General features: G+C 67.2%; 25 protein-coding genes. 6 read left to right on the top strand and 19 right to left on the bottom strand.

The annotated features are described in order from the left end of the window. Positions 1-2: 2 nt before the first annotated feature. Positions 3-1,613, bottom strand: coding sequence for a GMC family oxidoreductase (locus NS1_RS01590; protein WP_062981448.1), 1,611 nt, complete (start codon positions 1,611-1,613; stop codon positions 3-5). A gap of 158 nt (positions 1,614-1,771) precedes the next feature. Between NS1_RS01590 and NS1_RS01585 the strand changes: the two genes are divergently transcribed. From NS1_RS01585 to katG, 3 genes are all read left to right on the top strand, one after another. Beyond that, positions 1,772-2,104, top strand: coding sequence for a hypothetical protein (locus NS1_RS01585; protein ID WP_062980812.1), 333 nt, complete (start codon positions 1,772-1,774; stop codon positions 2,102-2,104). 136 nt (positions 2,105-2,240) lie between these two features. Next, the gene (locus NS1_RS01580; protein ID WP_174551928.1) at positions 2,241-2,633 is read left to right on the top strand and encodes a Fur family transcriptional regulator; all 393 of its coding nucleotides are present in this window, start codon (positions 2,241-2,243) and stop codon (positions 2,631-2,633) included. Between the two features lie 57 nt (positions 2,634-2,690). After that, on the top strand, positions 2,691-4,922 hold the full coding sequence (gene katG, locus NS1_RS01575; protein ID WP_062980810.1) for a catalase/peroxidase HPI: 2,232 nt from the start codon (positions 2,691-2,693) through the stop codon (positions 4,920-4,922). Between the two features lie 57 nt (positions 4,923-4,979). On the opposite strand, the gene NS1_RS01570 is transcribed toward katG, so the two are convergent. Then, complete coding sequence (locus tag NS1_RS01570) at positions 4,980-5,354, bottom strand: VOC family protein (protein WP_062980808.1); 375 nt, start codon at positions 5,352-5,354, stop codon at positions 4,980-4,982. 269 nt (positions 5,355-5,623) lie between these two features. After that, positions 5,624-5,824, bottom strand: a complete 201-nt coding sequence (locus tag NS1_RS41430) for a winged helix-turn-helix transcriptional regulator (RefSeq protein WP_062980806.1) — start codon at positions 5,822-5,824, stop codon at positions 5,624-5,626. A 71-nt stretch (positions 5,825-5,895) separates the two neighbouring features. Here NS1_RS41430 and NS1_RS41425 point away from each other — a divergent pair, with 71 nt between their 5' ends. Further along, the gene (locus NS1_RS41425; protein WP_255284369.1) at positions 5,896-6,051 is read left to right on the top strand and encodes a hypothetical protein; all 156 of its coding nucleotides are present in this window, start codon (positions 5,896-5,898) and stop codon (positions 6,049-6,051) included. 22 nt (positions 6,052-6,073) lie between these two features. Here the strand turns inward: NS1_RS41425 and NS1_RS01560 are convergent, their stop codons facing one another. Next, on the bottom strand, positions 6,074-6,454 hold the full coding sequence (locus tag NS1_RS01560) for a winged helix-turn-helix transcriptional regulator (RefSeq protein WP_062980804.1): 381 nt from the start codon (positions 6,452-6,454) through the stop codon (positions 6,074-6,076). A gap of 95 nt (positions 6,455-6,549) precedes the next feature. On the opposite strand from NS1_RS01560, the gene NS1_RS01555 reads away from it, so the two are divergent. Further along, positions 6,550-7,416 (top strand): alpha/beta fold hydrolase, encoded by an 867-nt coding sequence (locus NS1_RS01555; RefSeq protein WP_062980802.1) that lies wholly within the window; start codon positions 6,550-6,552, stop codon positions 7,414-7,416. 587 nt (positions 7,417-8,003) lie between these two features. Continuing rightward, on the top strand, positions 8,004-8,396 hold the full coding sequence (locus NS1_RS01550; RefSeq protein WP_084503401.1) for a MarR family winged helix-turn-helix transcriptional regulator: 393 nt from the start codon (positions 8,004-8,006) through the stop codon (positions 8,394-8,396). Between the two features lie 43 nt (positions 8,397-8,439). On the opposite strand, the gene NS1_RS01545 is transcribed toward NS1_RS01550, so the two are convergent. From NS1_RS01545 to NS1_RS01480, 15 genes are all read right to left on the bottom strand, one after another. Next, the gene (locus NS1_RS01545; RefSeq protein WP_062980798.1) at positions 8,440-9,309 is read right to left on the bottom strand and encodes an alpha/beta fold hydrolase; all 870 of its coding nucleotides are present in this window, start codon (positions 9,307-9,309) and stop codon (positions 8,440-8,442) included. Between the two features lie 66 nt (positions 9,310-9,375). Further along, a complete protein-coding gene (locus tag NS1_RS01540; protein ID WP_157125054.1) occupies positions 9,376-10,050 on the bottom strand; it encodes a hypothetical protein in 675 nt (224 codons plus the stop codon). A 22-nt stretch (positions 10,051-10,072) separates the two neighbouring features. Then, entirely contained in the window at positions 10,073-10,792 is a 720-nt protein-coding gene (locus NS1_RS01535; RefSeq protein WP_062980793.1) for a DUF6390 family protein, read from the bottom strand. 29 nt (positions 10,793-10,821) lie between these two features. Next, positions 10,822-11,895, bottom strand: coding sequence for a hydrogenase expression/formation protein HypE (gene hypE, locus NS1_RS01530; protein WP_062980791.1), 1,074 nt, complete (start codon positions 11,893-11,895; stop codon positions 10,822-10,824). Beyond that, on the bottom strand, positions 11,888-13,000 hold the full coding sequence (gene hypD, locus NS1_RS01525; protein WP_056808969.1) for a hydrogenase formation protein HypD: 1,113 nt from the start codon (positions 12,998-13,000) through the stop codon (positions 11,888-11,890). The genes hypE and hypD overlap by 8 nt, the downstream gene beginning before the upstream one ends. Continuing rightward, positions 12,997-13,341, bottom strand: coding sequence for a HypC/HybG/HupF family hydrogenase formation chaperone (locus tag NS1_RS01520; RefSeq protein WP_062980789.1), 345 nt, complete (start codon positions 13,339-13,341; stop codon positions 12,997-12,999). Before NS1_RS01520 ends, hypD begins: the two co-directional genes overlap by 4 nt. A 17-nt stretch (positions 13,342-13,358) precedes the next feature. Further along, complete coding sequence (gene hypF, locus NS1_RS01515; protein WP_062980787.1) at positions 13,359-15,707, bottom strand: carbamoyltransferase HypF; 2,349 nt, start codon at positions 15,705-15,707, stop codon at positions 13,359-13,361. After that, positions 15,704-15,946 (bottom strand): HypC/HybG/HupF family hydrogenase formation chaperone, encoded by a 243-nt coding sequence (locus tag NS1_RS01510; protein ID WP_062980785.1) that lies wholly within the window; start codon positions 15,944-15,946, stop codon positions 15,704-15,706. The genes hypF and NS1_RS01510 overlap by 4 nt, the downstream gene beginning before the upstream one ends. A gap of 3 nt (positions 15,947-15,949) precedes the next feature. Continuing rightward, entirely contained in the window at positions 15,950-16,492 is a 543-nt protein-coding gene (locus tag NS1_RS01505) for a hydrogenase maturation protease (RefSeq protein WP_056808977.1), read from the bottom strand. Position 16,493: 1 nt separating this feature from the next. Continuing rightward, positions 16,494-16,613, bottom strand: a complete 120-nt coding sequence (locus NS1_RS42340; RefSeq protein ID WP_371852078.1) for a DUF6893 family small protein — start codon at positions 16,611-16,613, stop codon at positions 16,494-16,496. Between the two features lie 15 nt (positions 16,614-16,628). Then, positions 16,629-17,963, bottom strand: coding sequence for a hypothetical protein (locus NS1_RS01500; protein ID WP_062980783.1), 1,335 nt, complete (start codon positions 17,961-17,963; stop codon positions 16,629-16,631). Beyond that, positions 17,960-18,607: a DUF6084 family protein gene (locus NS1_RS01495; protein ID WP_062980781.1), complete on the bottom strand. Its 648-nt coding sequence runs from the start codon at positions 18,605-18,607 to the stop codon at positions 17,960-17,962. Before NS1_RS01495 ends, NS1_RS01500 begins: the two co-directional genes overlap by 4 nt. Further along, entirely contained in the window at positions 18,607-19,239 is a 633-nt protein-coding gene (locus NS1_RS01490) for a DUF5947 family protein (RefSeq protein WP_174562612.1), read from the bottom strand. The genes NS1_RS01495 and NS1_RS01490 overlap by 1 nt, the downstream gene beginning before the upstream one ends. Further along, entirely contained in the window at positions 19,236-20,165 is a 930-nt protein-coding gene (locus NS1_RS01485) for a NifU family protein (protein ID WP_062981446.1), read from the bottom strand. The genes NS1_RS01490 and NS1_RS01485 overlap by 4 nt, the downstream gene beginning before the upstream one ends. A gap of 5 nt (positions 20,166-20,170) precedes the next feature. After that, a complete protein-coding gene (locus tag NS1_RS01480; protein ID WP_056808981.1) occupies positions 20,171-21,967 on the bottom strand; it encodes a nickel-dependent hydrogenase large subunit in 1,797 nt (598 codons plus the stop codon). Positions 21,968-21,970: the final 3 nt, after the last annotated feature.

Genomic DNA, 21,970 nt, shown 5'->3' with positions numbered 1-21,970 from the left:
GCTCAGCCGTTCAGGATCAGGTCCGCGCATTTCTCGCCGATCATGATCGTGGGCGCGTTGGTGTTGCCACCTGTCACGCTCGGCATGATCGACGCGTCGGCGACGCGCAGTCCGTCGATTCCGCGTACTCGCAGCTGCGGATCCACCACCGCCCGTTCGTCGGCACCCATCCGGACCGACCCGACCGGGTGATAGACGGTGTGGATGCGATTCGGCAGTTCTTCGCGCATCGCCGCGTCACCGGTGAATTGCGCACCCGGAACGAGTTCGCCCTCGTTGTCGCCGGTTCCCGCCATGATCTCGCGGACCATGGCGATGCCTTCGAGCAGTACCTCGGTGTCCTTCGGCGCCGTCAGATAGGCCGGATCGATCAGCGGCGCGGCCGTCGGATCCGCCGATGCCAACCGGACGGTCCCCCGGCTCTCGGGGTAGATGAGTGCGGGGAAAACGCTTTGCCCCGGCCGTTTGGTGGCCGGGGCAAAGCGCTTGTCGGAGTCCTGATTCGGTGACGGATACACCCAGAAGAGGCTGAGTAGTTGCAGGTCGGGAATCTCGCGCGCATGCGAGGTGCGTACGAAGGCGACGGATTCGAAGGAGGAACCAGCCGCCCACGACGACCCCGGACGCACGCGTTCGGTCGCCAGTCCCCGCAGGAAGTACGGCGCCGTCGGCCTGCGCAATGCTGATTTCATCGTGAACGAGAGGGGGACGAAGAGGTGGTCGTGCAGGTTGTCGCCGACCGGCAGATCCGCGTTGACGGCGATGCCGTGCGCTGTCAGGTGCGCGGCCGGGCCGATCCCGGACAGTTGCAGCAGCTGAGGCGACCCGTACGTGCCAGCCGACACGACGACCTCGCGTGATGCACCGATCACCCGCTTGCCGCCGTCGACCAGGATCTCCACGCCCGTCGCGCGGGAGCCGTCGATGACTACCTTGGTCACCCTCGCCTTCGTGAGCACGGTGAGATCGGGCAGCGGATCCTGATGGAGGTAGCCCTCGGCGGTCGAATACCGGCGCCCTTTCGAGGCACTCTGTTGAAAGACCGCGACGCCTTCCTGGCTCTCGCCGTTGTAGTCGTCGAGCTTCGGCACACCCAGGCGCGTCGAGGTGGCGTCCATGAACGCGTGCGCCGCGTCGGTGAGGGTGTGCTGGCGAGTGACCTTGATCGGACCGCCGGACCCACGCCACTCGCTCGCGCCGTCCTCCCAGTCCTCCATCCGCTTGAAGTACGGCAGGACGTCCTCGTAAGACCATCCGTGACAGCCTTCGGCGGCCCAGTCGTCGAAGTTCTTCCTGTTGCCCCGCACGAAGAGCATCCCGTTGACCGAGCTCGATCCGCCGAGCACCCGACCGCGCGTCATCGGGATCTCGCGGTTGAGCGCGTTGCGCTGCGGTATCGACTTGTCGCCCCAATCGAACAGTTTCTTCAGCTGCGGCGTCGAGTGCATGACGTTGATCGCCCCCGGGATCTGGAACAACATCTTGGCCCAGCCCTTGTTGTCCACCCCACCGGCTTCGAGCAGCACCACGGATGCGCCACTTTCGGCGAGCCTGCGCGCGACCACACACCCCGCGCTGCCCGCGCCGACAACGATGTAGTCGGTCTCGGTCATGGTGTTCTCCATTCGGGAGTCGACCCACAACAACACCCGAACAGTAGCGTGCGCTACGTCACACCGAACTGTGCAATCCGTGGTCTGCCGGGCCGCAGATTGAGCCTCGGCGCATCGGGTATTGCCAGCCCAAAGCCGACCAGTCGGAGGGAACAGTGATGACGTCTTCGAATCAGCACCATGGCCCCGTAGAGAAGCGCTCCGAAGTGTCCGGTGGGGAGTTTCCCGACGACGCTCGCACAACCCGCAGTCACGCAGGCGAGGGCCTCGAGGACGGCTACAACTTCCCCGGCATCATCCTGTGCGCGATGGGAATCATCGCGCTGGGACTGTGTTTGACCGCGACCGGATACGGCTTCGCCGGCTGGGCCACGATCGCGGGCATCGCCGCGGTGATCTTGGCTGGAGGCGGCGTCGCGTGGCTGTTGCTCGAGCATCGGCGGATCAAGGCCAAGGAAGGTCTGGCGCTGACAGATCCTCGCGGGCATTGATCAGTCGGGTGGTTCCTATACCCGTCTTCGGCCGATCCATCGGAACGCGAATGCAACGCGGCCCGGTCCGATAGTTGTCTGAAGTCGGAAAACGAGGAAAACTGCGAGCGTGCCCACGGACGTGGAGTTCCAGAACATGCTGCGGGGAGTTTCGGTGCGCGTGACGGCACCGAGGGTCGCCGTGCTGAGTGTGGTTCATGAACATCCGCATGCCGACACCGATTCGATCATCCGTGCCGTGCGGTCCCGCCTGTCGGTGGTGTCGCACCAGGCCGTCTACGATTCGTTGCGCACTCTCACCGCCGCGGGCCTGCTCCGCTGCATCCAGCCTCGCGGCCTGCTGGCCCGTTACGAGACCCGGGTCGGCGACAACCACCATCACCTCATCTGCCGGGTGTGCGGGTTGATCGGCGATGTCGACTGTCAAGTCGGCGAAGCACCCTGCCTGACCGCTTCCGACGACCTAGGCTTCGCGATCGACGAAGCCGAAGTCATCTACTGGGGCCTGTGCCCTGATTGCGCGAATTGAACGCCCTCCGAACCCGACGCCACTCGCAGCCCGTTAGTCCGTCCAGGAAGGAATATCGTGACCTCCGATAGCCGCCCGCCTGCTCCTGACACCGACACGCACAGCACCAGTGAGAGCGAGAACCCGGCGATCCCCTCGCCCACTGCGAAGCCCGACCAGCGCCCTCGGACCAACAAGGACTGGTGGCCCGAACAGATCGACGTCTCGGTCCTGCACGCGCACTCGTCCAAGTCCAACCCGCTGGGCGAAAACTTCGACTACGCATCAGAATTCGCCGGGCTCGACGTCGACGCCCTCAAAGCCGATATCGCCGCGGTGTTGACCGATTCGCAGGACTGGTGGCCCGCCGATTACGGCAACTACGGTGGCCTGTTCATTCGGATGAGCTGGCACGCTGCGGGCACCTACCGGATCGCCGACGGTCGTGGCGGCGGCGGTCAAGGCGCGCAACGTTTCGCCCCGCTCAACAGCTGGCCCGACAACGCCAATCTCGACAAGGCTCGTCGCCTCCTGTGGCCGGTGAAACAGAAGTACGGCAACAAGATCTCCTGGGCCGACCTGCTCGTGTTCACCGGCAACGTCGCCCTCGAGTCGATGGGGTTCCAGACCTTCGGTTTCGGCTTCGGCCGGCCCGATATCTGGGAGCCGGAGGAAATGTTCTGGGGGCCGGAGGACACCTGGCTCGGCGACGAACGCTACAGCGGCGAGCGCCAGCTGTCGGGGCCGCTGGGCGCGGTCCAGATGGGTCTGATCTACGTGAACCCGGAAGGGCCGAACGGTAGGCCAGATCCGGTGGCCGCGGCACTCGACATCCGCGAAACCTTCGCTCGCATGGCGATGAACGACGAGGAGACCGCCGCCCTGATCGTCGGCGGTCACAGCTTCGGCAAGACCCACGGCGCGGGTGACGCCAGCCTGGTCGGCCCCGAGCCCGAAGCCGCCCCGATGCAGCAGCAGGGCCTCGGCTGGAAGAGCGGCTACGGCACGGGTAAGGGCAAGGACGCGATCACCAGCGGCTTGGAAGTCGTGTGGACCGCCACCCCGACGTCGTGGAGCAACGGCTTCCTGCAGAACCTCTACGGTTTCGACTGGGAGCTCACCAAGAGCCCCGCCGACGCGTGGCAGTGGAAGCCGAAAGACGGTGCGGGCGAAGGCCTCATCCCTGATCCATTCGGTGGTCCCGCCCGAACCCCGACGATGCTGACCACCGATCTGGCCCTGCGCGAGGACCCGATCTACGCCGAGATCACCCGCCGCTGGCTCGAGCACCCGGAAGAGCTGTCCGAGGCGTTCGCGAAAGCCTGGTACAAACTGCTGCATCGCGATATGGGTCCACTCAGTCGCTATCTCGGCCCCTGGGTGCCCGAGGCGCAGCTGTGGCAGGACCCGGTTCCCGCCGTCGATCACGCACTGATCGACGAGCAGAACATCGCCGCGCTGAAGAGCACTGTCCTCGAGTCCGGTCTGTCGATCGCGCAGCTGGTCAAGACGGCGTGGGCGTCGGCGGCGAGCTTCCGCAGCACCGATAAGCGCGGCGGCGCGAACGGCGCCCGGATCCGGCTCGAGCCCCAGCGCAACTGGGACGTCAACGAACCCGCCGAGCTGGCGAAAGTGCTGCCGGTCCTCGAGCAGATCCAACAGAATTTCAACGCCTCGGCCACCGGCGGCAAGAAGGTGTCGCTGGCCGACCTGATCATCCTGGCCGGTTCGGCGGCGATCGAGAAGGCAGCAAGCGACGCCGGTCATCAGGTCACCGTGCCGTTCTCCCCCGGGCGTACCGATGCCACCCAGGAGAACACCGATGTCGACACCTTCGATGTACTCGAACCTCGCGCCGACGGGTTCCGCAACTACGTACGCCCCGGCGAGAAGGCTCCGCTCGAGCGGCTGCTGCTCGACCGCGCGTACATGCTGGACCTGACCGCGCCGCAGCTGACCGTGCTGATCGGCGGCCTGCGCGCGCTCGGCGCCAATTACGGTGGCAGCGGACACGGCGTTTTCACCGACCGGGCGGGCGTGCTGTCGAACGACTTCTTCGTGAATCTGCTCGATCAGAGCACGGAGTGGCAGGTGTCGGAATCGTCGGAGAACGTCTACGACGGTGTCGACCGACGTTCCGGCGAGAAGCGGTGGACGGCCACGGCCAACGATCTCGTCTTCGGCTCGCACTCGGTACTGCGCGCGGTGGCCGAGGTGTACGCACAGAAGGACGCAGGCGCGAAGTTCGTGAACGATTTCGTCGACGCCTGGGTCAAGGTGGCCGACAACGACCGGTTCGACCTGCACTGACCTGTCCCGAGCCCCGGCCGATCCTCGGATCGGCCGGGGCTCGAGCTGTTCCCTCAGCTAACCCCCGCCAGGCGGGACCGTCAGGCAGAAGGGATGACCAGAAGGGTCGATGAGCACCCGCCACCGATCGGGTGATGGCTGAAAGTCGGCTTTGACCGCACCACATTCGATCGCCGCCGCCTCGGCGCTGTCGAGCTCGGTGACGAACAGTTCGAGATGCATCTGCTTGGGCACCTCGTTACCGGGCCAATCCGGCGGTACGTGGTCCGCCACTCGCTCGATCGTCAGCATCACCCCCTTGCTCCCCAGCACGACCACATCGTCTGATTCGTAGCGGATCTCGCAATCCAGCAGTGCTCGATAGAACTGTCCGAGAGCATGCGGATCCACGCTGTCTAGCGCAATCGCACCGAGTCTTGCTATCGCAGTCATTACTCCCCCGAAGTCGTGGCACCGGCACGCACCCGGACCGCTGATATCTACCATCGGTATCACAACTCGACGGCACGGACCGGTTCATGGGCTCCCCTGCGCGGCTCGGTCCGCGCGATGAGACGGAGCGGCGAAGGCATCGCGTAGCGACTGCGGGCCGACAACCTCGATGTCGGCGTCGAAACGCGCCAGTGCCGCGGCGAGTGCCGCCCAAGACACGTCGCGGCCGAATACATTCCGGCTCGAGCCGTACTGTGCCCCTCGATCGGTCAGCGCGGGTCGGCGGTGGGATGCGCGGCAAGGAGTGATTCCAGATGCGTGCGCGACCAGCCACACAGTTCGTGCACGGTCGCGAGTAGGTCGATTCCGGCCGCGGTGAGCGAATAGTCGACGCGGGGGTTGGCGGAGTGGTGGTCGTAGCGGGCGACAATTCCGTCGGCCTCCAACCCCCGCAGGGTCTGGGTGAGCATCTTGTAGCTGATGCCGTCGACCGACCCGATGCAATTCGGCGAAGCGCCGTTCGCGAGTTCCGAGCGCTTCGATGGCCCATCGGTTCGTCACCGACGTCGGCGGCGCGATCACCCGCGGACCGGTGGTCTCGGCGACAGGTCGGGTGGTGTACGCGCGCCACCCCGATGGTGCGCACGTCGAATACGTGGAGTGGGCGGCCGACATCCGATCGCACGTGCTCGGCTGACAGCGGCGGGTTCACCGGACAGCTACGTGGCGCTGTCGGTGGCCGCGTTGGCCAGGTCGATCTCGGGCATGTGCGTCTCGGCCCAGGCGCGCAGCGCGGCCAGCGGAATCTCCAGCGACAAGCCGAGTTCGGTGAGTTGGTAATGCACGCGCGGCGGTACGGTCGGCTCGACCCGGCGAGCGGCCAGGCCGTCACGGATGAGGCTGTGCAGTGTCACCGACAGCATCTTCTGCGACACTCCCGGCATCCGCCGCCGCAAGTCGGCGAACCGCACTTCCTGTGGCGCGGCGTCCGCGAGTACCTTGACCGCCATCGACGTCCATTTCGTCCCGATGCGGTCCAGTAGCTGACGCGTCGGGCACTGCGGATCGAAGACATCGCCGCGCTCTGGCCGGGTGGTCACCTCGACCTCACCACCTTTCGGGAAAGTGCCTTCTTGGCAGCCCAGCGACGGTTTCGTACCGTTTGCTGGTAACCAATCGTAACCAGGAGACCTCGATGCTCGATTCCCCGCCCGTAGGCGTCACTCTGCACAAGATCCCCACCAACGGCACCTACGCCAACGTGGCGACAGCGGGTTCCGGTCCGGCTGTCGTACTCCTGCACGGTTTCCCACACACCTGGCAACTGTGGCGCGAGATCATCGGCCCGCTGTCCACAGCCCATCGAGTCATCGCACCGGACCTGCGGGGGTTCGGTGACAGCAGTCGGGCGCCGAACGGCTACGACGCGGGCACGCTCGCCGCCGACATCGATGGAATCCTCGACGCGCTCGACGAACCGTCTGCCGCCGTCGTGGCCATCGACGCGGGCACCCCGGTCGCGTTCTTGCTCGCCATGCGACGTCCGGACCGGATCCGACGCCTGATCCTCATGGAATCGCTACTCGGTCGCCTTCCAGGCTGTGAGGAATTCCTGGCAGCGGGCCCACCGTGGTGGTTCGGCTTTCACGCCGTCCCCGGGCTCGCCGAAACCGTACTCACCGGCCACGAAGCCGAGTACATCGACTGGTTCCTCGACACGGGAACACGCGGAAACGGTGCACCACAACATCTTCGAGATGCCTTCGTCGACGCCTTTCGGCAACCGGAAGCCCTTCGCTGCGCCTTCGACTACTACCGCGCCCTCCCGATCAGCGCTCGTCAGATCGAAGATGCCGTCGCCACCGGCCCACTCACAGCGCCGACACTCGCCATCGGCGCGCACCCGGTCGGTGCCACTCTCGAGCGTCAGCTCCGCCCGATCACCGCCGATCTGACCGGCCACCTCATCCCCGACTGCGGCCACATAATCCCCCTGGACCGGCCGGCCGAGCTGCTCCGTCTCGCCGTGCCTTTCCTTGCCGCCGAAGGTGATTCGTGGTGACCTGCCCGACAGTCGGTGCCCGCGCGGCGGGACAGTTGGCTCGCCCCGGCCGCGAGGACACCGAGGGAAATCCCTGAGGCAAAGCTCCGGGTCGGGACCTGATGTGCCCGGCACGCCCCGACTAGACCATTGAAGTATGGAACCCGTTGGTAATCAGACTATTTCAGCAACCGTTCGACGACGTCGCGGGATCGCCGCACTGGCATCGGTCGTCACAGCAGTGGGCATGCTCGGAATCTCGGCGGGAGTCGCATCCGCGGCCGCACGGTCCGTGAGCGAGTGCCAGGCGGATCCTCAAACCTGAGCCCAGTCCGTAGACCTTCGAAACATGTGCACGCACAAGCTTTCTCAACAGCACCGCGTAACGTTGCACCCGGCGACAGCGGTCGATCAGGTTGGCTGTTGTCAGGAGGTTTCCGGTACGGACCCCGGCCTCGGGTTCGGTCTCTCCTCAGCACCGAGCAGCTCAGGAGATGGTCACGACTGTCCCCAGACGGGGACAGCGGGCACTTTTGTTCGTAAAGTTCATGATTGTGTCACCGAACTCGAATACCGCGGCTGTGGCCGGAGCTCTGTCCTTGCTCGCTATGAGGCTCGATCGCCTACTGCGCCTGCACCACGCCGACTCGCAGATCTCGTTGGTCCAGCGCTCGGCGCTCACCACACTCGTCCGCGACGGCGCGATGTCACCGGGTGCGCTCGCCACCAGAGAACGGGTGCGGCCGCCGTCGATGACGCGGACCGTCAACGCGTTGGCCGAGCTGGAGCTGATCATGCGCAGCCCCCATCCGTCCGACGGCAGGCAGGTCGTCGTCTCGGTCACGCGAGCTGGTCGGGCACTGGTGACCGATGAGGTCTCGGCCCGTGATTCCTGGCTCGCCGGGCAGTTGAGCAAGCTCTCCGACGAGCAGACTCTCCTGCTGAGGCAGGCTCTCGTGATCATCGGCCAAATCGGCGAGGCGGAAGCCGTGCCCGGGTGACGGACTGTAGCGAGCCCGCTCCCCCGGCACCGGGCAGCGCGCGTCAGCTCCTCGTGTCGAGAACCTCACGCAGCTTGTGCGCGAAGGCTTCTGGTTGGCCGGGGTAACCGAATTCATCGCCGGCGAAGCCGCCGTGGTGGCTCGGGAACACCGTCGCGTGCTGACCGAGAAGCTCGGCCAGCCGCACCGCGGTGCGGGCGGTGAAGGTGCCCGAGGATTCCTCGCCCACCGCGACCACGATCCGTGTCGGGGCAGCGGCGAGCGCGGCGAGGTCGGGGCGATAGCTGCTCACGGCCCAGGACACGTCCGAGAGCAGCGGGTCTTCGCGCGCGCCGTCGTCCTCGGTCGGCAGGCCGAACAGGGCGGGATCGGGATCGGGCTGGTCGAAGTAGTCCTCGGTGAACTCGCCCTGCCATGAAGTCATCGCGATGAAGCTCGCCATGCCCGCGCCGAAGCCCTTCGCCACGTAGGCATCTCGAAAACCGGCACGAGCGCGCTCGGCGGCCGCGGCGTCGGGAAGTACCGGGATCAGCGGTGGCTCGTGTGCTACCAGCGTCGTCACATCCGTGGGGTAGGCGGTCACGAGGGCGAGCGCCACTACCGCACCGCCACTGCTGGCGAACATCTCGACCGAGTCGACGCCGAGTTCGCTGATGATGTCGTGCACATCCTCGGCGTGCACCGCCGGCACGTTGTCGATCCGACCGTCGGTACGGGTGCTGCGACCCAGACCGCGCGGGTCGTAGGTGATCACCGTGCGATCGCCGAAGTACGACGTCAAGGTGGTGAAGCCACTGGCGTCCATCGGCAAGCCGATCATGAACAGCGGCGGTCGGCCGTCGGTAGTGGGCAGCGGCCCGTGTACGTCATAGGTGAGGATGCTCTCGGCCGTGGCGAGCGTCTGTGTCGTCATGCCAGTAATGACGTCGCCCGCGTCCGGAATTCATCGCAGGTGTCCGGGACCGACAAAGTCCCCCGCTCAGTTCCCGGCGAGGACCGCGGCATCGACATACCGTGGATCACGCGCGATCGCGGCGAAACTCGACTCACCGCCGACCGATTCCTCCACCTCCGCCAACCGGACGAGCAGATCGAAGTAGCTCGCCTCGGCTGTCCGTAGCTCCGCGATGGTCGCCGTGAGATCGATATCGGCGGCGAACCGCGCCCCGTTGACACCCACCAGCAGCGTCGCCAGCCACCCGTCCGAATCGGCCGCGAACATCGACCCGCTGGTCTCGGCCCAGAACAACACCGTGCTCGGCGCCACCTCGGAACTCAACCGCCCCGCCGCCGCGAGCATCACCAGCGCGGTATAGATGTTCGACTCACAGAACCCGAAGTGCATCAGATACGCCTCGAGCGCTCCCTCCCGATAGGTCAGTACATAGGTGAGCCCGCCGGTGTCCTCTCCGAAACAATCGGCGAAATACTCCCGTGGCGTCACCCCCGCCTCAGCCTGCCGCCAATCCGGCGACTTCCCGTCCCAGAACCACCGGTCATACATCGCGCCGTGATTCTCGATGGCCTCTTCCCCCGGCGCCGGTGTCTCCAGCCAATGGTCGAATGCCTCCCGCCGCATGGGAATTCGAGCGGCAACGACATACGTGTCCGACACAACCTGCTCCTCATCGACCTCGACGGCACCCATCGTCACGGGCCGTCCTCGCTGAAAACGACTACCGCCGAACGGTACGCGCGGTGTCGGACAACCGGCGATTGGTCACCCGCAGTTGCCGTGCGGTACTGGTGGCCAGTGCCCGCGTCTGAGCGGAATCGAGGCGGCCACACACGCGCTCCCAATGCACGGCGACCTGGTCGCCGACCGCCACCTCGGTCGCGAGGTGATCGTCCACCTCGGCGCGTTGCACTGCTGGAGCGGACAACCGCAGGAGCGGACCGTCCAGGACCAACCGCCGACACCGGACGGAAGCAGCGCCGCCTGCGCGGGCCACCACGGTCCCCCAGGTGATGCGGCAGCTGTCCAGGATGCGGATCGGGTGCTCGTCGGCGCCACGCCCCAGCAGCCGGGTCCACGGATACACACCGAAGACGTGGAATCCGTGGTTGGCGGCGGCTTCCTCGGCGAGGTCGGTGTTCAGATGCGACCAGTAGTGTCCGGCCATCGGCGCGATGATCGCGAGCAGTTCGGTGGTGAACGCGCCGGCGTCGAGGTCGGCGCCGATTCCGCCACCGAGCCAATAGGACTCGACGAGGCGCCGGTCGAGCGGATCGGCGATGCCGGTCAGTCGCGACATCGCCCGCAGGTAGGGCCAGGCTCCGGAGAACTGCGTGGCCAGCGCGCGGATCTCGGCGGCCGAGCCGTTGTGCAGCGCCCGCGCGTCAGCGGGACCGCAGTAGCCGAGCCGATTGGGCGCGTAGGCGTAGCGGGCGAACATCTCCGTCCCGTCGATGATCGCGCCTCCTGTCAGCAGATCCGTGGCAGTTGTTCTCCGGCGGGCAGATCCACCACCCGGGTGCCGCCGAGGGCGGTGCGAGCGACCACCATGCCTGGATGCTCCTCGACGCACACGCCGATGGCTTCGGCCCGAGAACCCAGCGGATGCGCCCGCATCGCCGCGAGCACCCGGTCGGCGTCCTCGGGGGCGACGAAGGCGACCAGCTTGCCCTCGTTGGCGACATACATCGGATCGAGCCCGAGCAACCCACACGCATCGCGGACCGCATCGGGCACGGGCAGCTTCCTTTCATCCAGTGCCACACCGACTTTCGCGACGCCGGCGATCTCGTTGAGCGTGGCCGCGACCCCACCGCGGGTCGGGTCACGCAGTACGTGCACATCGGCGCCGGTGGCCAGCATCGCGGCGACCAGACCGTTGAGCGGGGCGGTGTCGCTACAGACCGTGGTGCCGAATTCGAGACCTTCACGGCAGCTCATCACCGCGACGCCGTGCACCCCGATGTCACCGCTGACGAGGACGACGTCGCCGGGGCGGGCACGCTGCGGGCGGATGTCGATGCCGTCGTCGATGATGCCGATGCCCGCGGTGTTGATGAAGATGCCGTCGCCGTGGCCGGAGTCGACGACCTTGGTGTCGCCGGTGACCAGCTTGACCCCTGCCGCGAGGGCGGCGGTGCCGACGGCCTCGGCGACCCGGGCGATCTCGGCGAGTGCGGTGCCTTCTTCGAGGATGAACGCCGTGGACAGCACCATCGGCCGCGCGCCCGCCATGGACAGGTCGTTGACGGTGCCGTTGACGGCCAGGTCCCCGATCGACCCACCCGGGAAGGCCAGGGGTTTGACGACGAAGGAGTCGGTCGAGAAGGCCAACCGCACCCCACCGACGGCGAGCACCGCCGAATCGCCCATGCCCGCTTCGGCCGCGGAGCCGAACGCGGGCAGGAACAGGTGCTCGATCAGTTCGCCCGACATCGCTCCCCCGCCACCGTGGCCCATCACGATGGTCGGTGAGTCGCGCAGCGGCATCGGGCACACCCAGCTGTCCATGTCGACTCCGGCCGCCACGTTGTCCTCACGCATGAGCCACCTCCGAGGGCAGGTCGAGGCGCCGGTACAGGTAGTACGCCGCGCAGGCGCCTTCGGAGGAGACCATGGTGGCCCCCAACGGGTTTCGCGGTGTGCACTGCTTGCCGAAAGCGGCGCATTCGTGCGGCTTGATCAGTCCTTGCAGCACCTCGCCGGAGCGGCAGATCGAGGACTCCTCGGTGTGCAGGTCGGTGACCGCGAACCGGTGCTCGGCGTCGTAGGCGCGGTAGCGTTCCGAGAGACGCCAGCCGCTGTCGGGGATCACGCCGATGCCGCGCCAGGCACGATCGGTGACCTCGAAGACGTCGGTGAGCATCGTCTTCGCGGCGAGGTTTCCTTCGGCGCGGACCGCACGGGGATAGGCGTTCTCGAGCTGGTGTCTGCCGTCCTCGAGCTGAGTCACGGTGCGCCGGATACCTTCCAGGATGTCGAGCGGCTCGAAGCCGGTGACCACCATCGGCACTCCGTACTTGTCGGCCAGCGGCGGGTACTCCTCGGTGCCCATGACACTGCAGACGTGCCCGGCGGCCAGGAAACCCTGGACCCGGCACTTCGGCGATTCCATGATCGCGGCAATGGCAGGTGGGACGAGCACGTGGGAGACCAACAGCGAGAAGTTCTCGATGCCCAGCTTTTTGGCCTGATAGACAGTCATCGCGTTGGCCGGTGCGGTGGTCTCGAAGCCGATGCCGAAGAACACCACCTGCCGATCGGGGTTCTGTCTGGCGATCGTGAGCGCGTCCAGTGGTGAGTACACCACTCGCACATCACCGCCTTCGCTCTTGACCCGGAACAGGTCGCGCTCGCTACCCGGTACCCGGAGCATGTCGCCGAAGGAGCAGAAGATCACCCCGGGCTGCGCGGCGATCTCGAGCGCCTTGTCGATCACCTCGAGCGGGGTGACGCACACGGGGCAGCCGGGGCCGTGGATCATCTCGATCTCGTCGGGCAGCAGTTGGTCGATGCCGTGGCGGATGATCGAATGGGTCTGTCCGCCGCAGACTTCCATGATGGCCCACCGCTGGGAGGTGGTCGCGCGGATCTGGTCGAGCAGCTTCTTCGCCAGGTCGGGGTCGCTGAATTCGTCGAGATACTTCATGACGTCACCTCCGTGTCGTCGCCGGCGCCGGAGTCGGTCGCTGCCGGTTCTGCCGTGGGATCGGGGAGCCCGGATTGTTTGGCGGCGAGGGCGAACCCGTCGCCGAACTCCTCGTTGAGCACACCGAGGTGCTCGAATTCGGCCAGTGTGCGCAACGCCGATTCCTCGTCGAGGCGCTGGATGGCGAAGCCGACGTGGACCACGACGTAGTCGCCGATCGCCGCGTCCGGAATGTATTCCAGGCACACCTCTTTGTGCACGCCGCCGAAGTCGACGACCGACATCATGGTGCCGTCGCGTTCGTGCAGGCTGAGCACCTTTCCCGGGACTGCCAGGCACATTGCTGCTCTCCTTTCGCTCAACCCGCACCGGCGGCGAGTAGTTGTCCGAACGCGAGACCACCGTCGTTGGGCGGCAGTCGGCGATGGGTGATGACGTGGAATCCGTTGTCGCGCAGCGTGGTGCGTGCTGCCGAGAGCAGCAACGCGTTCTGGAACACCCCACCCGAGAGCGCGACGGTCGTCGGGCGCGGTGCGAAATCCAGAGCCAGGTCCAGGACCAGCGCCGCCACGGCGTGATGGAAGCGCGCGGCGATCACGGCGGCCGGAACGCCGTGATCGGCATCGGTGACCACTGCCGCCACGACCGGGGCCGGGTCGATCACCGCCGGGTCGGCGGTGTGGTCGAGGCCGAACCGGTAGGTGCGCGAGCCGGGGTCGGCGGCGCGCGCGAGGGCCTCGAGTTCGATCGCGGCCTGGGCTTCGTAGTCGACGGTGTGGCGGACCCCGGCCAGCGAGGACACGGCGTCGAAGAGCCGTCCCATGCTCGACGTCGGGGTGCACCCGAAGCCGGAGCCGAATTGGTGCGCCAGCACCGCTCGTTCGTCGGCGGGGCAGGCGGCGACCGAGGCGATCGTGTCCGACCAGTCCAGTCCCGCCGACCACAGGTGCGCCAGCGCCATCCGGTAGGGCCGGTGCACACTGACGTCCCCACCCGCGAGCGGCACGTACTTCAGGTGCGCGAGCCGCCGGTAGCCCTTGTAGCCGACGGCCAGGACTTCTCCGCCCCAGATGGCGCCGTCGGGTCCGAATCCGGTGCCGTCGAACGCGATCCCGGTGACAGTGTCCGAGGCGCCGAGTCCGTGTTCGCCCATGACCGCGGCGATGTGGGCGTGATGATGCTGCACAGTGTGCACCGGACGGCCTGCGGCGTGGGTGCGCGCCCAGGTGGTGGAACGGTAGCGCGGGTGCGCGTCGGCGACGAGCTGGGTGGGTCGGACCCCGGTCAGTTCCGCGAGGTGCTCGGCGGCGGAGTCGAAGGCGCGCAGGGTGGCCAGGTCGTCCATGTCGCCGATGTGCTGGCTGAGCCAGGCATAGCGGCCCTCGCCGACCGCGCAGGTGTTCTTCATGTCCGCGCCGACAGCGAGCATCGGCGGTACCGGGACGGGCAGGGTCAGCGGGAGGGGTGCGTAGCCGCGCGAGCGGCGCAGGGGTAGTTCGATGCCGTCGACGACACGCACCACCGAGTCGTCGCAGGGGGTGAGGATGCGGCGGTCGTGCGACAGCCAGCCGTCGGCGATTTCGGCGAGCCGGGTGCGGGCATCGGAGTCGTCGAAGCAGATCGGTTCGCCGCCGAGATTGCCGGAGGTCATCACGAGCACCCGCGGGCCGGGCCGGTCGCCCGGCAAGCCGAACAGCAGCAGGTGCAGCGGTGTATAGGCGAGCATGACGCCCAGGTCGGGGTTGCGGGGCGCGACCGAAGCGGCCAGTTCGACGGTCTCGCGATCGAGCACGTCGTGCGAGTCTGCGTCGGATGCCGCCCCGGCGGGGATGCGGACAGGGGCCCTGCCGGCGAGCAGGACGATCGGGCGCTGGGGGCCCGTGAGTAGCACCGCGGCGGTGTCGTCGACCTCCGCGATCGTGCGTGCGGTGCCGAGGTCGGGAACCATGACGGCGAAAGGCTTGTCGCCTCGCCGCTTTCGGCCCCGCAAGGTGGCCACGGCGCGCTCGTTGGTGGCATCGCAGGCGAGGTGGTAGCCGCCGACGCCCTTGACCGCGAGAATCCCGCCCTCGCGCAACACGTTTCGCGCCGAGTCCAGTGGCCCCTCGGCGAGTGGGGCGGAAGGGCCGAGGTAGGACAGGCGGGGGCCGCAGTCCGGGCAGGCGATGGGTTGGGCGTGGAAGCGGCGGTCGGCGGGGTCGGTGTATTCGGCGGCGCAGCGGTCGCACATCGGGAAGTCGGCCATCGACGTGCGGGACCGGTCGTAGGGCAGTTCGGCGATGATGGTGAACCGGGGGCCGCAGTTGGTGCAGTTGATGAAGGGGTGGCGGTAGCGGCGGTCGGTGGGATCGGCGAGTTCGGTGGCGCAGTCGGCGCAGATCGCGACATCGGGTGAGGCCAGGGTGCGGCCGCCGCCGTCGCGGGTGGTGTCGGCGATGCGAAATCCGGTGCCGCCGTGCAGCGCGACGGGGGTCTGCTCGACCGATTCGACGACGGCCAGCGGCGGTGGGTGCTCGCGCAGGCGTCGCGCGAACTCGTCCAGATCGGCAGGGGCGCCTTCGATTTCGATTATCACGCCAGAGCTGTCGTTGGCCACCGACCCGGACAGGGACAGCTCGGCGGCGGTGGTGTAGACGAAGGGCCGGAAGCCGACGCCCTGAACCACGCCGCGGACCACGAGGCGGCGGCGTTGCCGGCCGGCGGTCATAGCTGTTCACCTCGTCCGAGCAGGTTCAGCCCGGCCAGCGCGGTGGCCGCCCCGGCTTCGTCGGTCTTCTCCACGGCCAGGCCCATGTGGATGATCACCCAGTCGCCGGGACGGACCGGATCCTGCTCCAGCAGGCCGATGTTCACCTTCCGGTCCTCGCCGGAGACCGTCACCAGGGCGAGTTGACCGTGGTAGCCGTCGAGGATCTCCACGACCTGTCCGGGGATGCCGAGGCACATGGTTCACCCCTCCGATCGGTTCGACGGCGCGACAGGCCCGTGCGAGTCGGTGACCGGCTCAGGCGGGTCCGCGATCGACTCGTGCGGATCGGCGACCAGTCGCGCGAGGACCGCTATCACCGCCTCGACAGCAGGATCGACCGCGGCACCTACCGGATCGGACAGGCCGATGCCCTCCTCCACCGAGTCGACCTGGCAGCCGACGACGACGGTCGGTGGCAGGGTTCCGCCCAGCGCGCGGACGCTCGCGAACACCGCGTCGGGGTTCATGGCGTGCGCGTCGAGCTGCGCCGCGCCCGCTGGGTCGGGTTCGGCGTGGAAGACCGCGAGGGTGCCGGGCGCGCCGCGGTCGGGGACGGCGTCGACGAGTACCAGCGCGTCCCACGGATCGAGCAGGTCGTAGGCCAGGTGCATGCCGCGGATGCCGTAGTCGACCACGCGCACGGTCTCGCCGTGCGGCGGTAGTCGCCGCACCACTTCGGGCCCGAAGCCGTCGTCGCCGAGGAAGATGTTGCCGATCCCCGCAACGAGCACCCGCGCCGTCATGTCACATCCGGCGCATCTTCAGGTAGCGCTGGACATCCGGTATCGAACGCACGCCGAGCACCGCGGCGGCGGCTGCCGCCACGGCGGCGAGCGCCACCGCGATCATTCCTATCGTGGCCATGATTGACCTCTTCTCTCATTCTCGTTGGCTGTCGAGTGGTTCGATCTCCTCCGGGGCGAAATACAGGTACCGGCCATACCATTCGTGCAGTTCGGCAGCGGGGTCGTCCTCGATGACCACGCCGACGTGGGATTGCCCGTCGACATCGGCGTGCACCGAGACGACCTTGGCGGTGCGGCCGTCGTAGAACAGATCGTGGGCATCGGCGCGCCGAGACGGATGCAGGCGCACCCTGCTGCCGTTGCGGACCCGGATCGCGCCGACCATGATCGCGTCGGTATCGGGGCGAACAGCGTTGTCGGCCAACGGGTCCCACCAGTCGACGCCGTCGGGCACCTCGGGGATCAGCGCGGCCTGCTCGGCGTGCGGATTCCGCAGGACACCGTGCAGCTGCTGCAATGCCTCCGGTGTCATCGCGTCGCAACGGTCGATGATCTGCGCCGCCCGCTCGTCGGTCGCGCGAGCCTGGGCCTTCTCGTCGTCGGTCATGGTCATGACGCGCAGGGTGAGGATCTCGTCGATCTCGGTGGAGTCGAACAGCGGCCCCTCGCTCTGCTCGGCGATCTCGGGGTGGTCGTAGAGGATGATGGGCGAGATCAGCACGATGCTGTGGTCGCCGGGTGGCCCGGCCAGCACCGGGAAACACCGGTGCTGGGCGCATCGGGCGACGGCCGCTTCAGCGTCGGGTGGCGGTTCGAGCAGGGAAACCCATTGGCCGCCTTGGGTTTCGGCGATGATATGCGCGCCGATCAGGGAGCGGGCGATGGCGTCGTACTGGTCGGTCGCGGGGGTGCCGGTATTGCGAAGGGTGAGGTTCAGACGCAGACAGCGCTCGTCACGGTCCACGGTCAGCTGGACTTCCGCATCGAGGTGGGCGCGGTGTCGGACCAGTCGTCCGGCCGGTGCGCCGTCGGGGCCGGGGATCGTCTCATAGTCGGTGCCGGCCGGAATCGTCAGCCGCGCGGTCGAATCGGTCAGCGGCAGCGGACCGATCGACTGCTCGCGCTCGACCGCCTCGTCCCAGCTGATCCACGATCGGCCGTCGGCGACGAGCTCGGCGACCGGTGTGTTCCCGGCGTCCTCGACGGTCCGACGCTGCAGCTGCAGGAACCGCACGGTCAGCGTGACCGAGGCAGACTCGTCCGCGTCGAGCAGACATTGGGCCGACAGTTCCGGGTCCTCGCCGAGTCCGGCCGCTGCCGCCCCGGTGGGGCCGAGGACACCGAACTGCCAGCGCGACTGGTTCTTTCGCGAGTTGGCCCGGTACGGGTACAGCAGGTAGCCCTCGTAGAGCACCGCGTCGGCGACCGCCCGTGCCCTGGCCTGCGATCTGGTCAGCTCGATGCTCATGGGTCCTCCTCGGCAGTGTCGAGCAGGCTCAGTACCGCGTCGTCGAAACCGAGCATCCCGTGGCTGGATTTGTACGCGGCGAGCGCGTCGAGGGTCTCGCGCCGCAACCGCACCCAGCCCGAGTTCGGGAAGCTCGTGGCCATCAGGTCGTCCCAGACCGAGACCGGCATCTCGAACTTGTCCTCGCGGTCCCACGGAATCTGCTGCACCGCGAAACCGGTGGAGCCCCGGATGAAGACAGTGCCGCTGAACAGGAAGATCAGCGGCACTGTCCCCTCGCGTAGGGCGTGCAGGTATTTGGAGCCGCTCACCTCGAAGTCGTAGGTACACGGCATCGGCAGGTCCACTTGGGCGCCGCCGTGGAAGCCGGGAACCATGGTGGCGCAGTGCATCCAGAGGAAGGAGCGCTGGGTGTCGCGCCAGCGTTCGCGTGGGCCGAACAGGTCGACCAGGCCCGCGCTCTCCGCGTCGGTGTAGCCGCGGCGGTGCGGTTCTATCCGCACCTGCGCGCGCAGGGCGATGGCGTGCACCGGTTCCTCACCGAGTACCGCGATGCCGATCCGGGCCGACAACGTCGGTGTCGCGGCGTAGGGCTCCGGCGCGATGTCGAGCACCGCGAAGGTCGTCGAGTAGGCCGGGCACATCACACACCACCCGGTCGCGCACGCGCCGAGACCGCGGCGAAGAACTCGTCGAGATAGCGGTGCACATCCTGACCGCCGTCGAATCCGCGCCACAGCATCCGCATCCGGCCGACGAATTCGTAGCAGGTGTCGATGGGCAGCAGCAGGCAGGCCGCCTCGACGGTGCCCCGCTCGGGGACCCGGATCATCAGCGCCTCCACGTCGGGAACCGCGACAGCGATCTCCGGGTGCCGCTCGAGCACCGTGCGCCACTGGTCGAGGGGCAGTTCGGATTCGGTGGCGCCGGCCGGTCCCGGATAGAACGCGACGGTGCGGCCCAGCGCCGAGTTGTCGAAGAAGAACGCCAGGCCCACCGGGATCTCGAGCGCGTCCCATTCGCCGTGGCCGATGGTGAAGTCAGGGAAGCGCAGGTACCGGTCGGGCACGGCGCGGTATCGCAGGACCGCGTTCTGGTCTGTGAACAGCAGATAGCAGCCCCGGCACACGCACAATAGTTGGCGCCCTTCGACATTCACCACATGCTGATGCTCTTCGGCGATGGCCTCGGCGCACATCTCACATCGCTCGCCCGCCGGGACGGCGGGTTTGCGGTCGACGGTGAGGCGCCGCAGCACCCCCAGCCCAGAACTCACCCGGCCACCCCCACCGGCACGGCCACCGAGAGCTCCCCCGCACGCACCAGCACCGGCAGTGGTTCCAGATGTCCTTCGCCGTCGACTCTGGCACCGGCATGGACGGCGTCGTAGTGCGCCCGGCAGGTCGGGCAGCGCAACACGGCGTCACCGACCGGGAAACCCATCCGGCGATGCAAAACCGCGCCGGCGAGCGAGTTGTCGCAGGCGGGGCAGTGATCGCGGTAGACGAACAGATCGTCACCGACCCGGCAGGCGAGCACGGTCTGCCCGCCGATGACGAAGCCACCGACCTCGCCCGCACCGAGTTCTCCCAGTTCCGGGACCGCGATCCAGCTCCCGTGCTGCGACTCGACCGGGTGGGCGTCGGCGTGTACCCGAGCGAACAACGAATCGGCGGAGATCAATGAATCCGTCGATTCCGGTTGCGCGGCAGCCACTTCGATCGACTCGATCTCCGGCGCGGCGGCGCGCACCGCGTCCTCCACCGCCAGTTCCAGGGTCACCGACGAGGAGGGACAGGTGCGACAACTGCCCGACAGTTCGAGGCGCACGACACCGTCGGCCACGCCGAGCAGTTCCACGTCACCACCGTGGGACCCCAGGTAGGGGCGCACGCTGTCGAGTGCCGCGCGGACCCGGGTGTGCACGTCGTGCGGATGCAGGCCGTGTACCAGCAGCAGACTCGCGATCAGATCGTCGGCGACGAGTCGCTCACGGATGCCACCATCGACCAGTTCCAGGACCCGCGCCAGCCCGGCACCGTAGAGGTCGGCGACCTCTCGCACCAGTTGCTCGGCACGCTCGCGAGCGACGACGCCACCCGCCGAACTCGCGTTCAGCAGGGTCTCGATCCGGTCGCCTGCGCCGCGCCACCGGTCCGGGTCGAACGCCGCCTCGTCGTGCTCCCCCGGACGATCCGGCATCACCGTTACTCCCCGGTGAGTGTCTGGGTCGGCGAGTGGAGTTTGTCCAGGGACTTGCCGTTGCCGAGATACATGTGCACACCGCACGGCAGGCAGGGATCGAAGCTGCGCACAGTACGCATGATGTCGATGCCCTTGAAGTGCTCGCGGTCGTTCTCCTCGAAGATCGGCTGGCCCTGCACCGCGTCCTCGTAGGGTCCCGGCGTGCCGAAACTGTCGCGGGGGTTGGCATTCCACGGCGTCGGCGGATACGGGTGGTAGTTCGCGATCTTGCCGTCCCTGATCACCATGTGGTGGGACAGGACCCCGCGCACCGCCTCGGTGAACCCGCAGCCGATGCCCTCGTCGGGTACCTCGAAGTGCTCCCACGTCTTGGTCCGTCCCGCCCGGATCTCCACGAGCGCCTGCTCCGCGAAGTGCAACGCGCTGGCCGCGGCGTAAGCCTGGAAGTAGGTGCGGGCGCGGTTGCGTTCGATGGTGTTGCTGCCGAACGCGGGAATCTGCCATTCGAAGCTGACCGGGCCCTTCAACGCGGTCTTGGGCAGGTTGATCTGCACGCTGTGCCCGGTCGACTTCACGTAGCCGATGTCGACGAGCCCGGCCAGCGCCGTCGACCACAGCCGCGCCAGCGGCCCACCGCCGGTGTCGAGGGCCAGATGGTCGGTGCCGTCGAACCAGCGCGGCGACATCACCCAGCTGTACTTGTCGTCCATATCGCGCTTCTGCGGCTTGGGGTTGGTGTGCTGGTTCCAGGGGTGACGGCGGTCGACCGGATTACCGAGCGGGTCGGTCTTCACGAACATCTCCTGGTCGGTCCAGTCGTCGTAATACGAACTGCCCAACAGGATTCGGATGCCGAGATTGATGTCGACCAGGGACGTGGTGACCAGTTTTCCGTCGACGACCACGCCGGGGGTGACGAACATCCGCCGACCCCACTCCTCCATGTCCTTGTACTCGAAATTGCACACCTCGGGGTCTTGGAAGGAGCCCCAGCAACCCAGCAGGGTGCGCCGCAGTCCGACCTGTTCGTAGCCCGGCAGCGCCTCGTAGAAGAAGTCGAAGAGATCGTCGTGCATCGGAACGACCTTCTTCATGAATTCGACGTAGCGCATCAGGCGCGTCATGTAGTCGGTCATCAGCTGGATGGTCGCGACGGTTCCCACACCGCCGGGATACAGCGTCGACGGGTGCACATGTCGGCCCTCCATCAGGCAGAACATCTCACGGGTGTAGCGGCTGACCTGCAGCGCTTCCCGGTAGAACTCACCGGTGAACGGATTGAGCGCGCGCATGATGTCGGCGATGGAGCGATAACCGTGCTCGGCCGAATGCGGTGCGGTGGTCTTCTCCGCCTGGGCCAGGACGCCGGGGTTGGTCTCGGCGACCATCTTCTCGCAGAAATCCACGCCGACCAGATTCTCCTGGAAGATGTTGTGGTCGAACATGTATTCCGCGGCCTCACCGAGATTGACGATCCACTCGCCCAGGTGCGGCGGTTTCACCCCGTAGGCCATGTTCTGGGCATAGCAGGAGCAGGTGGCGTGATTGTCGCCGCAGATCCCGCAAATGCGACTGGTGATGAAATGCGCGTCGCGGGGGTCCTTGCCCCGCATGAAGATCGAGTAGCCGCGGAAGATGGACGACGTGCTGTGACACTCGACCACTTCACGGTTCTCGAAATCGATCTTGGTATAGATTCCCAGGCTGCCGACGATGCGGGTGATCGGGTCCCAGGCCATTTCGACCAGGCTGTCGGGATCGATCCGCTTGTGTGACGGCTCGGGGATGATGGCAGTCATTCC

This window comes from Nocardia salmonicida NBRC 13393, from assembly GCF_001613085.1.
Lineage (GTDB): Bacteria > Actinomycetota > Actinomycetes > Mycobacteriales > Mycobacteriaceae > Nocardia > Nocardia salmonicida.
Note: the sequence above shows the minus strand (reverse complement) of the source record. Positions and strands in the feature narration are given on the sequence as shown.